Below are 12,743 nucleotides of genomic sequence, written 5' to 3' on the forward strand. Positions count from 1 at the left end.
GCAAGGGAAGATCGCAGCTCATGTAGACAGGACGTTGCGAACAGAACGTTCACGGGGGACGGACTGGCGAACAACGAGGGTGGGACAGAGCACGTGCAGCAGCGGCGGATGGGGTCTCCCCTGCTCTTTAAGAGCTTGGGGAACGGTCTGACGGCGGCGGTCGCCGCACTGGGGATGGCTGCGGGCCTCACCGGCTGCGGCAGCGACAGCGGCTCCGGCAGCGTCACCCTCAAGCTGGTCGCCGCCGACTACGACATCGCGGGCGGCAGCAGCACGAAGGCGTACTGGCACGACGTCGCCGACGACTTCGAGAAGAAGAACCCCGGCATCAAGGTCGACGTCTCCGTCTACTCGTGGGACGTCGTCGACGCCAAGGTCGCCGAGCTGGTGAAGGCGGGCAACGCCCCCGACATCGCGCAGATCGGCGGGTACTCCGACTACGCCGCCGGCGGCAAGCTCTACTCCGTCGACCAGTTGCTCTCCATCCCCGTCCAGGCGAACTTCCTGGCGCCGCTGGCGGACGCGGGTGAGGTGAAGCGCGTCCAGTACGGTATCCCCTTCGTCGCCTCCACGCGCCTGCTGTTCTACAACCAGTCGCTCTTCGACAAGGCGCACATCAAGCCGCCGCAGACGTGGGCGCAGCTGGAGGCCGACGCGAAGGCGCTGAAGGCCAAGGGGGTCAAGACCCCCTTCGCGCTGCCGCTGGGCAGCGAGGAGGCGCAGGCCGAGACGATGATGTGGCTGCTGAGCGGCGGCGGCTCGTACGTCAACCAGGTCTCCGGGTACGACATCGACTCGCCCGAGAACATCAAGACCCTCAACTGGCTGAAGAAGAACCTGGTCGAGGAGGGCCTGACCGGGCCCGTCGCGCCGGGGAAGCTGAACCGGCAGGCGGCCTTCGACTCGTTCGCCAAGGGCGAGGTCGGCATGCTCAACGGGCACCCTTCGCTGATGGAGCAGGCCAAGAAGAAGGGCGTGAAGTACGGGATGGTCCCGCTGCCCGGCACCGAGGGCAAGGCCAAGGCGACGATGGGCGTGGCCGACTGGATCATGGGCTTCAAGCAGAACGGCCACCGCGAGCAGATCGGGAAGTTCCTCGACTTCGCGTTCAACGACCAGAACGTGCTGGCCTTCGCTGACAAGTACGACCTGCTGCCCGCGACCCGTACGGCGTCGCAGACCATGCAGAGCAACGGCAAGCACCCGGAGCTCAAGGAGTTCCTGGCCGCGCTGCCGACGTCGGAGCTGCCGCCCGTCGGCAAGACGTCGTGGCCGAAGGTGAGCGAGACGGTCAAGAAGCGGATCGGCGGGGCGGTGTCCCCGGAGGGGGACCCGCGGTCCGTGCTCGAAGGGATCGCGAAGGTCGCCACGGAGGCGGAGAACGCGGAGTAGTCGGCCCGGGGTTCGTCTGCGGCTGAGTGGTGGGTTGCTCGCGCCGTGGGCACTACCAGCCCCCACCGGCCCGCAGACGAACGGAGCCGGGCGGGTTGTCACGCGTCGGCTATACGTTGGCTTGTATGACTGACCACGACGAGGGTGGGCTGAGCGAGCGGGCCCGGGCCGTACTGGCCATCGAGCGGCGGTCCTGGGCCGGGCCCGGGGCCAAGGAGCGGGCCGTGCGCGAGCAGCTGGGGATCTCGCCGACGCACTACTACCAGCTCCTCAACGCCCTGCTCGACGACGAGCGGGCGCTGGCCCACGACCCCGTCACGGTGAACCGCCTGCGCCGGATACGCGAAGCCCAGCGCGAACGCCGAGGTTGATTGCCCTCCGGCCATGGCTGTGATCCGGCCCGCGCCGCTAGGGTCGTGCCATGGGCAGCCAACCACACCCCCTGCCGACCCCTGCCACCTCCGCCGGGCGCGAGGCGCTGGCCGCGATCCTGGCCGCGCCCGAGCGGGCCGTGATCGCCCTCGACTTCGACGGCACGCTGGCCGAGATCGTCCCCGACCCCGAGCTGGCGCGCGCCCACCCCGGCGCCGTTCCCGCCCTCGCCTCCCTGGCCCCGAAGGTCGCCTCGGTCGCGGTGATCACGGGGCGGTCGGCGGGCGTGGCCGTACGGTACGGGGGCTTCGCGGGCGTTCCCGGCCTGGAGCACCTGGTGGTCCTCGGTCACTACGGCGCCGAGCGCTGGGACGCGGTGACCGGGACGGTGTCCGCTCCCGCGCCGCACCCCGGCGTCACCGCCGCGCGGGCCGAGCTGCCGGGGGTGCTGGATGCGCACGGGGCCTGGCGGGGTACGTGGATCGAGGAGAAGGGGCAGGCGGTCGCGGTCCACACGCGGCGCGCCACGGACCCTTCGGCCGCGTACGCCGCGCTGCGGGACCCCCTCGCGGCCCTCGCCACCCGGCACGGCCTCATCCTGGAGCCCGGCCGCATGGTCCTGGAGCTGCGGCCCCCCGGCATGGACAAGGGGGTGGCGCTGGCGGAGTACCTGCGGGAGGTGGGGGCGGGGTCCGTGCTGTACGCGGGTGACGACCTGGGTGATCTGCCCGCGTTCGCCGCGGTGGAGAAACTCCGCTCGGACGGGGTGCCGGGGCTGCTGGTGTGCAGCGGGTCGTCGGAGGTGCCGGACGTGTCGGAACGCGCGGATGTGTCGGTGGCGGGGCCGGGGGGTGTGGTGGAGTTCCTGACGGCCCTGGCGGACCGCCTTTAGTGGCCCCACTCCGCCCCTTCCCGCTGTGACATGTGCGGCTCCGCCGCGTGGCCTCCGGGGGTGGGTGGGGGTGAGGGGGTGAGGCTAGTTTCCCGGGGGGCTGCGCCCCCGGCCCCGTGTTCGTCTGCGGGCTGGGTGTGGCTGGTCGCGCAGTTCCCCACGGAGCCCTCCCGGGGGGCGGGGGTTCGTCTGCGGTTCGTCTGTGGCTGGTCGCGCAGTTCCCCGCGCCCCTGAAGGCAGAAGGGGGCCCGGCCGAATCCAGCCCCGGCGGCGCGAAATTCAGCCCCTGGGGGTCCTCTCTGGGCGAAGTCCTTGGGGGAGTTTGAGGAGCGGGGTCCGGGGCGGAGCCCCGAAGCGGGGGCGGGGGCGCAGCCCCGGCGGGGGTATCGGGGGCGGAGCCCCCGTGAGCGGGGTGCAGGGGCCGCAGGCCCCGCAAAGGGGTCCGGGGGCGCAGCCCCCGGGAGACCACCTCGACCACCCACCCACCCCCGGAGGGTCAAGGGAACGGGCGGGGTGGGGGAAACTACCGCTCGCGCAGCGCGTTCAGCTGGGCCAGGAACCACTGCTGCGGCGGCAACGCCGTCGCCGCCGCGGCAAGCCGCTTCGTGCGCTCCACCCGCTCCGACCGCGGCATGGACAGCGCCTCGTGCAGCGCAGCCGCCGTGCCCACCACGTCGTACGGGTTCACCGACACCGCATCCTCGCGCAGCTCCTCGTACGCCCCCGCCTCCCGGGACAGGACCAGCGCGCAGCCCTCGTCCGAGACCACGGGGACCTCCTTGGCCACCAGGTTCATGCCGTCCCGGATGGGGTTCACCAGGGCCACGTCCGCCAGCCGGTACGCCGCCAGCGAGCGCGCGAAGTCGTCCTCGACGTGGAGGAGGACCGGAGTCCAACCAGGCGTACCGTACGCCTGGTTGATGGCGGCGGCCGTCCGGGCCACCTCCGCCGTGTAGTCCCGGTACACCGCCAGGTCCTGTCGCGACGGGTACGCGAACGCCACGTGCACCACCCGCTCCCGCCACTCCGGGTGGTCGGCGAGCAGCTGCCGGTACGCCAGCAGGCCCCGCACGATGTTCTTCGAGAGCTCCGTCCGGTCCACCCGTACGATCGTCTTGCGGTCCGGCCCGATCTGCTCACGCAGTGTGGCCAGACGCTCGTCCACGTCCGGCTCGTGCGCACGCCGCCGCAGGAACTCCGGGTCCGCGCCGAGCCCGTGCACCCCGATCCGGGTGGTGCCCGTCCCGCCCAGCACCTCCCCGCAGCAGCGTGTGAACGCGTCCGCCCAGCGGTGCGTCAGGAAGCCAAGTCGGTCCGCGCCGAGCATCCCGCGCAGCAGTTGCCGGGCCACGTCGTCCGGCAGCATCCGGAAGTACTCCGGCGGCGCCCACGGCGTGTGCGAGAAGTGGCCGATCCGCAGGTCGGGGCGGAGCTCCCGGAGCATGCCCGGCACCAGCGCCAGGTGGTAGTCCTGGACCACCACCGAGGCCCCCTCGGCCGCCTCCTCCGCCAGCGCCTGCGCGAATGAGCGGTTGTACGCCTCGTACGCACCCCACTGGCGCCGGAACTCGGCGTCGAAGACCGGCTCCAGAGGCGTCTGGTACAGCATGTGGTGGACGAACCACAGCACCGAGTTCGCGATGCCGTTGTACGCGTCCGCGTGCACCCCCGCGTCGATGTCGAGCATCCGCACGCCCGCCTCGCCCACTCCGCGCCGCACGGCCTCACGGTCGCCGTCGCCGAGCGCCGAGCACACCCACAGGGTGTCCGCCTCGGAGCCGATCGCGGAGAGGCCCGAGACCAGGCCGCCGCCGCCGCGGCGGGGCGTGAGCGTCCCGTCGGCGTCGAGGGTGTACGAGACCGGGCCGCGGTTGGAGGCGACGAGGACCTGGGCAGTGACCTGGGCAGCGCGCGCGGAGACCATGGAGACGAACCTAGCCCGTAGCGGATTGCCTCAAACGTACGAATGGAGGCGCGGACCTCCGATGGTCGCGCCCGCTTACGCCGCCCGATGCACCGCGTACTCGCCGATCTCACGCATCGGCGGCCGCTCCTCGGTGTCCACCGCGTACGTGCGCGGGACGAATCCGTCCTCGCCCCGCTCGAACTGGGTCAGCGACGGGCGCACCAAGTGGGCCCGGGAGAGGCGGAGTTGGGCGGTGCGGTAGATCGCCGCCGCCATCCGGCCGAGCGCCTGGCCGTCCTGGTGGCGGTGTTTGCGCACGCCCACGTCGACCTGGGCCAGCGCGTCCAGGCCCACCGTGTGCAGCGCGTCGACGAGCAGTCCCAGCTCCACTCCGTAACCGACGGGGAACGGCAGCCGCTCCAGGAGCGAGCGCCGGGCCGCGTACTCGCCGCCCAGCGGCTGGACGAACCCGGCCAGCTGCGGCCAGTGGAGGTTGAGCAGGGGCCGGGCCACGAGTTCGGTGACCCGGCCGCCCTGACCTGGGGCGTTGCCGAACGGCCGGTCGTACATCGCCTTGACGAAGTCCACGTCCGCGTCGGTCAGGAGCGGGCCGACGATCCCGGAGACGAAGGCCGGGTCGAAGTCCCTCAGGTCCGCGTCGATGAAGCAGACGATGTCACCCGTGGTGACCAGCAGGGAGCGCCACAGGACCTCGCCCTTGCCGGGCAGGGCGGGTATCCGGGGCAGGATCGCGTCCCGGTGCACCACGCGGGCGCCCGCGGCGGCGGCGACCTCGGCCGTACGGTCGGTGGAGCCGGAGTCGATCACCACCAGCTCGTCCACCAGGGGCACGGCGGCGGTCATCAGCTCGCGCCGGATCGCGGCGACGATCTGCCCGACCGTGGCCTCCTCGTCGAGCGCCGGCAGGACGACGCTGACCGTGGTGGCGCTGCGGCGCTTGGCGGCCAGGATCCCGTCCAGCGGGCGGTCGGCCGCCGACCAGGAACGCCTGCTCAGCCAGCGCTCCACCTCTTCCAGCACGATCGGAAGCCTCCTTGTGCGGTTCTCGTGTGATCCATCTCGCGGTTCGGACGACTATCTCAACCGTCCGGGCCTTCGGTTACAGTCTTGAACAACGCGGATGACCGTCGCATGTCGGGGGTCGTCGCGCGAACAAATGCCTGGGTCCTGGACCCAGTGCCACAGCGCTCATCCAGAGGGACTGAGGGAACGGCCCGTTGAAGTCCCGGCAACCCTCCTGCCGACCGCGAGGTCACGGTGGGGAAGGTGCCAATTCCGTCTCATGGCGAAATGCGCCATGGGGAAGATGAGGAGAAAGGGCCTCGCCATCATGGCTGTGCACACCGTTGACAACACCGCCAACACCGCCAATGCCGCCACCACTGTGAACCTCGGTCCCGCCGTCGCGCTTTCCTGCCGGGAATGCGGCGAGCGGTTCGACCTCGGCCCGATCTTCGCCTGCGCCCTTTGTTTCGGGCCGCTCGAAGTCGCGTACGACCTTCCGACGGGCGACCCCGAGGCGCTGCGCAAGCGTATCGAAGCGGGCCCGGAGAACATCTGGCGCTATGCGCCGCTGCTGCCTGTTCCGGCCAATGTGGCTGAAAAGCCCAACCTGAATCCGGGATTCACCAAGCTCGTCAAGGCCGACAATCTCGCCCGTGAGCTGGGCGTCACCGGCGGCCTCTACGTCAAGGACGACTCCGGCAACCCGACGCACTCCTTCAAGGACCGCGTCGTCGCCATCGCCGTCGAGGCCGCCCGCGCCTTCGGCTTCACCACGCTCTCCTGCTCCTCCACCGGCAACCTCGCGGGCGCGGTCGGCGCGGCCGCCGCCCGGGCGGGCTTCCGCTCCTGCGTGTTCATCCCGCACGACCTGGAGCAGGGCAAGGTCGTCATGGCCGCGGTGTACGGCGGCGAGCTGGTCGGCATCGAGGGCAACTACGACGACGTCAACCGCTTCTGCTCGGAACTCATCGGGGACCCGCTCGGCGAGGGCTGGGGCTTTGTGAACGTGAACCTGCGCCCGTACTACGGCGAGGGCTCCAAGACGCTGGCGTACGAGATCTGCGAACAGCTCGGCTGGCGGCTCCCGGACCAGATCGTCATCCCGATCGCCTCCGGCTCCCAGCTCACCAAGATCGACAAGGGTCTCCAGGAGCTGATCAAGCTGGGCCTGGTCGAGGACAAGCCGTACAAGATCTTCGGCGCTCAGGCGGAGGGCTGCTCTCCGGTATCCACCGCCTTCAAGGCGGGCCACGACGTCGTACGGCCGCAGAAGCCGGACACCATCGCCAAGTCGCTGGCCATCGGCAACCCGGCGGACGGCCCGTACGTCCTGGACATCGCCCGGCGCACCGGCGGCGCGGTGGAGGACGTGAACGACGAGCAGGTCGTGGACGCGATCAAGCTGCTCGCCCGGACCGAGGGCATCTTCGCCGAGACGGCGGGCGGCGTGACGGTCGGCGTCACACGGAAGCTCATCGAGAACGGGCTCCTGGACCCGACCCTGACTACTGTCGTCCTCAACACGGGTGACGGTCTCAAGACCCTGGACGCGGTGGCGCCGACCACTGGACCGTCCGCGACCATCCGCCCGAGCCTGGACGCGTTCCGCGGTGCCGGCCTGGCCGGCTGACCTCCCCCAAGCTCTTAAGGAGCAGGGAGGGACCCCCATCGTCTCGAGAGCACGGAAGGCAGAAGACATGAGCGTCAACGTCCGCATCCCCACCATTCTCCGTACGTACACCGGCGGCAAGTCCGAGGTCGCGGCCGAGGGTGGCACCCTCGCCGAGGTCATCGCCGACCTGGAGAAGAACCACGCCGGGATCGCCGCCCGGGTGCTGGACGACCAGGGCAAGCTGCGCCGCTTCGTCAACGTGTACGTCAACGACGACGACGTCCGCTTCGAGCAGGGCCTGGAGACGGCGACGCCGGACGGCGCGGGCGTCTCGATCATTCCGGCCGTCGCCGGAGGCTGACCGTCGAGCAAAGTGCCGACGGCTGCTGGACATAGGCGCGTCACACGCACAGTTACCTGAATTGCCCCCTCCGCAAGCTAAGCGGAGGGGGCAATTCAGTGTGGTTGAGCGCGGTACAGTGGGGAAGTCCCCTTCGTTGCGCGTGCCACGTGCATATGAGAACGCGACGAACCGGCGTCGAGAAGCAGTCAAAGTGTTCGAGCATATTGCTCCTTAAGTGCGCTTTGCCCGGCCCGACTTGCCCCGGAATGCTGAATTTCGCGGCATTCCGCTCTTCACCCCTGCCCGGAATTCTCGTCCGATTGACCTGTTGCAGAGGGCAGTTGGGCAGATACATTCAGCCGCGGTCGACGCGTTCCGGCGCACACCCTCTCCTGTCGGAGGGTGGAGGTCTGACCCGGGTCCGCGAAGTGCGGTCCCGTGCAAGGGCCAGTAATAGGGGAGTTAGGCATGGCTCAGGGCACCGTCAAGTGGTTCAACGCGGAGAAGGGGTACGGCTTCATCGCGGTCGACGGTGGTGCGGATGTTTTCGTCCACTACAGCGCGATCCAGATGGACGGGTACCGCACCCTTGAAGAAGGTCAGCGAGTCGAGTTCGAGATCTCGCAGGGCCAGAAGGGTCCGCAGGCGGACATGGTCAAGCTCGCCGTCTGATCTCGGCGCGATCGGCCACCGACGCACTCACGCACGTGGGGCCCGCATCCTCTGTAAATGGATGCGGGCCCCACGTGCGCGTCCGGGCCCGGGGGTCGGCGCGGAGGTGTCCGGGACCCGGCCGGGACGGTGGGACGGCCTTGCACTCTCCTGGGTCGAGTGCTAATCATTGGCGTTAGCACTCTCCGAGTGAGAGTGACAGAACCAGGATCGGGTCGGTGAGGTCCGCGAGCCGCGTGGGGTAAGGAACCACAAGGCGCGCAGGCCGTCCGTCGCGGGCGCTTGCTCGATCCGGAGAATCCACCCCTGTCCGGGAGGACCACTTCACATGGCCAAGATCATCGCGTTCGACGAGGAGGCACGGCGCGGTCTCGAGCGCGGGATGAACCAGCTCGCCGACGCCGTCAAGGTCACCCTTGGCCCCAAGGGCCGCAACGTCGTCCTCGAGAAGAAGTGGGGCGCCCCCACGATCACCAACGATGGTGTTTCCATCGCCAAGGAGATCGAGCTCGAGGACCCGTACGAGAAGATCGGCGCCGAGCTGGTCAAGGAAGTCGCCAAGAAGACGGACGACGTCGCCGGTGACGGTACGACCACCGCGACCGTCCTCGCCCAGGCTCTCGTCCGCGAGGGTCTGCGCAACGTGGCCGCCGGCGCCAACCCGATGGCTCTGAAGCGCGGCATCGAGAAGGCCGTCGAGGCCGTCTCCGGTGCGCTGCTGGAGCAGGCGAAGGATGTCGAGACCAAGGAGCAGATCGCTTCGACGGCCTCCATCTCCGCCGCCGACACCCAGATCGGCGAGCTCATCGCCGAGGCGATGGACAAGGTCGGCAAGGAAGGCGTCATCACGGTCGAGGAGTCCCAGACCTTCGGTCTGGAGCTTGAGCTCACCGAGGGCATGCGCTTCGACAAGGGCTACATCTCGGCGTACTTCGCGACCGACATGGAGCGCATGGAAGCCGCGCTCGACGACCCGTACATCCTGATCGTCAACTCGAAGATCGGCTCGGTCAAGGACCTGCTGCCGCTCCTTGAGAAGGTCATGCAGTCGGGCAAGCCGCTCCTGATCATCGCCGAGGACGTCGAGGGCGAGGCCCTCTCGACCCTGGTCGTGAACAAGATCCGTGGCACCTTCAAGTCCGTGGCCGTCAAGGCCCCGGGCTTCGGCGACCGCCGCAAGGCGATGCTGAACGACATCGCCATCCTCACCGGCGGCACGGTCATCTCCGAGGAGGTCGGCCTCAAGCTGGAGAACGCGGGTCTCGACCTGCTGGGCCGCGCCCGCAAGGTCGTCATCACCAAGGACGAGACCACGATCGTGGACGGCTCCGGCGACAGCGAGCAGGTCGCGGGCCGGGTCAACCAGATCCGTGCCGAGATCGAGAACTCGGACTCGGACTACGACCGCGAGAAGCTCCAGGAGCGTCTGGCGAAGCTGGCCGGCGGCGTGGCCGTCATCAAGGCCGGCGCCGCCACCGAGGTGGAGCTCAAGGAGCGCAAGCACCGCATCGAGGACGCCGTTCGCAACGCGAAGGCGGCCGTCGAGGAGGGCATCGTCGCCGGTGGTGGCGTGGCCCTGCTGCAGGCCTCCTCGGTCTTCGAGAAGCTGGACCTGTCGGGTGACGAGGCGACCGGCGCCAACGCCGTGAAGCTCGCCCTGGAGGCCCCGCTGAAGCAGATCGCCGTCAACGGTGGTCTTGAGGGCGGCGTCGTCGTCGAGAAGGTGCGCAACCTTCCGATCGGTCACGGCCTGAACGCCGCGACCGGCGAGTACGTCGACATGATCGCCGAGGGCATCATCGACCCGGCGAAGGTGACGCGTTCCGCGCTGCAGAACGCCGCGTCGATCGCCGCGCTGTTCCTCACCACCGAGGCCGTCATCGCCGACAAGCCGGAGAAGGCCTCTGCGGCCGCTCCGGGCGGCATGCCGGGCGGTGACATGGACTTCTGATCCCCTCAGGGATCGGTGGCTCCATAACGCTGTACGCCGAGGGCGGCACTCCTGTTCGCAGGGGTGCCGCCCTCCGGCGTGTCCGGGGGCGGCCGGGGCGGGGTCAGCAGGTGCCGTCCGTGACCCGGGCCCTGATCACCGCCTTCCCGCCGCCGAACGGGCTGACGGTGAGGTGCATGCAGAACGCCGCGTGGGTGCCGGAGCCGGTGATGTCGTACGCCGCCGGGTCCGTGCCGTGGCTGCGCAGCACGATCGGGTCGGCGAACCACTGGCCCGCGCCGGTGTTCTTCATGGCGTCCTCGATCGTCCGCGCGTAGTCGTAGCCGGAGAACCTCTGCGACGGATCGATGTTGAGCTGGGTCGTGTCGTCCAGATCGTGCGCCGCCTGGTGGGCGACGTCCCGCAGTTCGCCTTCGCTCCAGTGGGTCTGGTCGTTCACGACGTACATGGCGACGCCGACGAAGACCAGGGTGAGGAGGATGAGGGTGAGGCCGACGGGGTTGGCGGGGTTGTAGGCGAAGCGGCCGTTGATGCGGGTGAAGACGGGTTCGGGTTCGCGGTCGGACGGGCTCATGACGAGAGCGTAAGACGGTGTCGACGTACGGGAGTTGCCGCCCCGGCTCGGGGCGAGAGGCTGCCTACGGGAGCTGCCGCCGGCCGCGTACGGGAGCTGCCGCGCGGCTACGTCAGCGCCGTGCGCAGATGGCCGTCCGCCCGCTCCAGGCGGCGTGTCGCCGTGGGCGCGTCCACGTCCGCGAGGAGCATCAGGATCGCCGTCTTCACCTCGCCGTCGGCGGCCACGAGGGCCGCCTCGATGTCCTTCTCGCCCGCGCCCGTCGCGAGCGAGACGATCCGCCGCGAGCGGGCCCGCAGCTTCTCGTTGGAGGCCCGTACGTCGACCATGAGGTTCCCGTACGTCTTGCCGAGCCGGATCATCGTGATCGTCGAGATCATGTTGAGGACGAGCTTCTGGGCGGTGCCGGACTTGAGCCGGGTGGAGCCGGTCAGCAGCTCCGGCCCGACCACGACCTCGATGCCGTGCTCGGCGGCGGCGGCCAGGGCGGACCCGGCGTTGCAGGCCAGGCCGATCGTCAACGCCCCGCGCGCACGGGCGTGTTCCACGGCGCCGACTGCGTACGGGGTGCGGCCGGAGGCGGAGACACCGACGACGGTGTCGAGCGCGGTGAGCCCGAGCCCGTCCAGATCACCCGCCGCCAGCTCCTTCGAGTCCTCGGCCCCTTCGACGGACGTGGCGATGGCCGCAGGCCCGCCCGCGATCAGCCCGACGACCTGGGAGGGGTCGGTGTTGAAGGTGGGCGGGCACTCGCTGGCGTCCAGGACGCCGAGCCGCCCGGCGGTGCCCGCACCCGCGTAGACCAGCCGCCCGCCCCGGGCCATCCGCTCGGCGGTGGCGTCGATGGCGGCGGCGATCCGCGGCAGCTGCGCGGCGACGGCGGCGGGGACCGTGGCGTCCTCGCCGTTCATGATGCGGGCGATCTCGGCGGTCGGCAGCCGGTCGATGTCGGCGAGCTCGGGACGGAACGCCTCGGTGGTCAACGCGGCCAGCTGGGCGCGGAGTTCCCCGTACGTCGAAGTCATGGGAGCGCTGCTCTTTCCGTACGTGTGCGAGGGCGCCCGGGGTCAGCGGGTGCGCGGGCTGTGGCGGTGGGCGAGCGCCTCGTAGGAGGCGGCGAGCGCGGGGGCGGCCGTCTCGTACGTGCGCTGGGCGACGCCGATGAACAGGCAGTCCACGACGAGGAGTTGACTCGTCCGGGACGACATCGCGGCCGGGCGCAGCTCACTCTCGCGGGCGGTCGAGGTGGTCAGTATGTGGTCGGCGTACTGGGAGACGGGGCCGTCGGGACGGCCGGTGATGGCGATGGTGGTGGCGCCCCGGTCGAAGGCGACGCGCAGCGGCTCGATGACGTCGCCGGTCGAGCCGGAGTGGGTGATGGCGACGGCGGCGTCCCCCGACCGCAGCTGCACGGCGTTGGTGACGGCGAGGTGCGGGTCGGTGTGGGCGTGCGCGATGAGCCCGATCCGCAGCAGCTTCTGGGCGAGGTCCTGGCCGACGAGCGAGGAGGCCCCGACGCCGTAGATGTCGACCCGGCGGGCCTGTGCGAGGGCGGTGACGGCGGCGCCGAGCTGGACGGTGTCGAGCGCGGCGGCGGTGTCGGCGAGGGTCTGCTGCTCGTCGTAGGCGAGCTTGGCGACGACGTCGGCGATCGGATCGTCCACGGCGATGTCGGCGGTGACGGCCGGGGCGCGCCCCGACTGCTGCTGGGCGGCCAGCCCGGCGAGCGCGAGGCGCAGATCGCGGTAGCCCGGGTAGCCGAGGAGGCGGGCGGTGCGGACCACGGTGGCCTCGCTGGTGCCGGTGAGCTCGGCGAGTCCGGTGACGGTGAGGGCGGCGCACCCGGCCGGGTCCTGGGCGACGGCCTCGGCGACGCGCTGCATCGAGCGGGTCATGGACGGCGCGAGGGTGCGGACCTTGGCGGCGAGGGCGGCGGGGGCCGGCGGGGTGGCGTCGCCGAGGAAAATTTCCTTCACGTCACGAGTCACCCTTGAAAGATATTT

General features: G+C 70.3%; 12 protein-coding genes and 1 riboswitch. Of the genes, 7 read left to right on the forward strand and 5 right to left on the reverse strand.

Annotated elements, in window-relative coordinates; translation table 11 throughout:
* The first annotated feature begins 108 nt into the window (after positions 1 to 108).
* The 3 genes from ACZ499_RS02740 (at position 109) to otsB (ending at position 2,656) form a co-directional block, all read left to right on the forward strand.
* Complete coding sequence (locus ACZ499_RS02740; protein ID WP_468671470.1) at positions 109 to 1,392, forward strand: extracellular solute-binding protein; 1,284 nt, start codon at positions 109 to 111, stop codon at positions 1,390 to 1,392.
* A 125-nt stretch (positions 1,393 to 1,517) separates the two neighbouring features.
* Positions 1,518 to 1,763 (forward strand): DUF3263 domain-containing protein, encoded by a 246-nt coding sequence (locus ACZ499_RS02745; RefSeq protein WP_385545749.1) that lies wholly within the window; start codon positions 1,518 to 1,520, stop codon positions 1,761 to 1,763.
* Between the two features lie 50 nt (positions 1,764 to 1,813).
* Positions 1,814 to 2,656 (forward strand): trehalose-phosphatase, encoded by an 843-nt coding sequence (otsB, locus tag ACZ499_RS02750; RefSeq protein ID WP_468671474.1) that lies wholly within the window; start codon positions 1,814 to 1,816, stop codon positions 2,654 to 2,656.
* A 523-nt stretch (positions 2,657 to 3,179) separates the two neighbouring features.
* On the opposite strand, the gene ACZ499_RS02755 is transcribed toward otsB, so the two are convergent.
* Positions 3,180 to 4,580 carry an alpha,alpha-trehalose-phosphate synthase (UDP-forming) gene (locus ACZ499_RS02755; protein WP_468671476.1) on the reverse strand — a complete coding sequence of 467 codons (1,401 nt, stop codon included), beginning with the start codon at positions 4,578 to 4,580 and terminating at the stop codon, positions 3,180 to 3,182.
* Positions 4,581 to 4,655: 75 nt separating this feature from the next.
* Positions 4,656 to 5,603, reverse strand: a complete 948-nt coding sequence (locus ACZ499_RS02760; protein ID WP_468671479.1) for a glucosyl-3-phosphoglycerate synthase — start codon at positions 5,601 to 5,603, stop codon at positions 4,656 to 4,658.
* A gap of 165 nt (positions 5,604 to 5,768) precedes the next feature.
* Positions 5,769 to 5,896, forward strand: a riboswitch (SAM riboswitch).
* A gap of 17 nt (positions 5,897 to 5,913) precedes the next feature.
* Between ACZ499_RS02760 and thrC the strand changes: the two genes are divergently transcribed.
* The 4 genes from thrC (at position 5,914) to groL (ending at position 10,166) form a co-directional block, all read left to right on the forward strand.
* Positions 5,914 to 7,218, forward strand: a complete 1,305-nt coding sequence (thrC, locus tag ACZ499_RS02765; protein WP_468671481.1) for a threonine synthase — start codon at positions 5,914 to 5,916, stop codon at positions 7,216 to 7,218.
* Positions 7,219 to 7,285: 67 nt separating this feature from the next.
* The gene (locus ACZ499_RS02770; RefSeq protein ID WP_468411737.1) at positions 7,286 to 7,561 is read left to right on the forward strand and encodes a MoaD/ThiS family protein; all 276 of its coding nucleotides are present in this window, start codon (positions 7,286 to 7,288) and stop codon (positions 7,559 to 7,561) included.
* Positions 7,562 to 8,011: 450 nt separating this feature from the next.
* Positions 8,012 to 8,215: a cold-shock protein gene (locus ACZ499_RS02775; RefSeq protein ID WP_005315736.1), complete on the forward strand. Its 204-nt coding sequence runs from the start codon at positions 8,012 to 8,014 to the stop codon at positions 8,213 to 8,215.
* 328 nt (positions 8,216 to 8,543) lie between these two features.
* Positions 8,544 to 10,166, forward strand: coding sequence for a chaperonin GroEL (groL, locus tag ACZ499_RS02780; RefSeq protein ID WP_385545731.1), 1,623 nt, complete (start codon positions 8,544 to 8,546; stop codon positions 10,164 to 10,166).
* 103 nt (positions 10,167 to 10,269) lie between these two features.
* Here groL and ACZ499_RS02785 read toward each other — a convergent pair whose 3' ends face one another.
* From ACZ499_RS02785 to ACZ499_RS02795, 3 genes are all read right to left on the reverse strand, one after another.
* On the reverse strand, positions 10,270 to 10,740 hold the full coding sequence (locus tag ACZ499_RS02785; RefSeq protein ID WP_468671485.1) for a hypothetical protein: 471 nt from the start codon (positions 10,738 to 10,740) through the stop codon (positions 10,270 to 10,272).
* Positions 10,741 to 10,847: 107 nt separating this feature from the next.
* Positions 10,848 to 11,765: an N-acetylmuramic acid 6-phosphate etherase gene (gene murQ / locus ACZ499_RS02790; protein ID WP_468671487.1), complete on the reverse strand. Its 918-nt coding sequence runs from the start codon at positions 11,763 to 11,765 to the stop codon at positions 10,848 to 10,850.
* Positions 11,766 to 11,807: 42 nt separating this feature from the next.
* The gene (locus ACZ499_RS02795) at positions 11,808 to 12,728 is read right to left on the reverse strand and encodes a MurR/RpiR family transcriptional regulator (RefSeq protein ID WP_468671489.1); all 921 of its coding nucleotides are present in this window, start codon (positions 12,726 to 12,728) and stop codon (positions 11,808 to 11,810) included.
* Positions 12,729 to 12,743 lie beyond the last annotated feature (15 nt).

The organism is Streptomyces sp. NPDC031265 (assembly GCF_055570295.1).

Excerpts from the sequence above, each read along its gene's own strand:
- groL (WP_385545731.1), top strand. The coding sequence starts at position 8,544 with ATGGCCAAGATCATCGCGTTCGACGAGGAGGCACGGCGCGGTCTCGAG.
- thrC (WP_468671481.1), top strand. The coding sequence starts at position 5,914 with ATGGCTGTGCACACCGTTGACAACACCGCCAACACCGCCAATGCCGCC.
- ACZ499_RS02745 (WP_385545749.1), top strand. The coding sequence starts at position 1,518 with ATGACTGACCACGACGAGGGTGGGCTGAGCGAGCGGGCCCGGGCCGTA.
- ACZ499_RS02740 (WP_468671470.1), top strand. The coding sequence starts at position 109 with ATGGGGTCTCCCCTGCTCTTTAAGAGCTTGGGGAACGGTCTGACGGCG.
- murQ (WP_468671487.1), bottom strand. The coding sequence starts at position 11,765 with ATGACTTCGACGTACGGGGAACTCCGCGCCCAGCTGGCCGCGTTGACC.
- otsB (WP_468671474.1), top strand. The coding sequence starts at position 1,814 with ATGGGCAGCCAACCACACCCCCTGCCGACCCCTGCCACCTCCGCCGGG.
- ACZ499_RS02770 (WP_468411737.1), top strand. The coding sequence starts at position 7,286 with ATGAGCGTCAACGTCCGCATCCCCACCATTCTCCGTACGTACACCGGC.
- ACZ499_RS02775 (WP_005315736.1), top strand. The coding sequence starts at position 8,012 with ATGGCTCAGGGCACCGTCAAGTGGTTCAACGCGGAGAAGGGGTACGGC.
- ACZ499_RS02785 (WP_468671485.1), bottom strand. The coding sequence starts at position 10,740 with ATGAGCCCGTCCGACCGCGAACCCGAACCCGTCTTCACCCGCATCAAC.
- ACZ499_RS02755 (WP_468671476.1), bottom strand. The coding sequence starts at position 4,580 with ATGGTCTCCGCGCGCGCTGCCCAGGTCACTGCCCAGGTCCTCGTCGCC.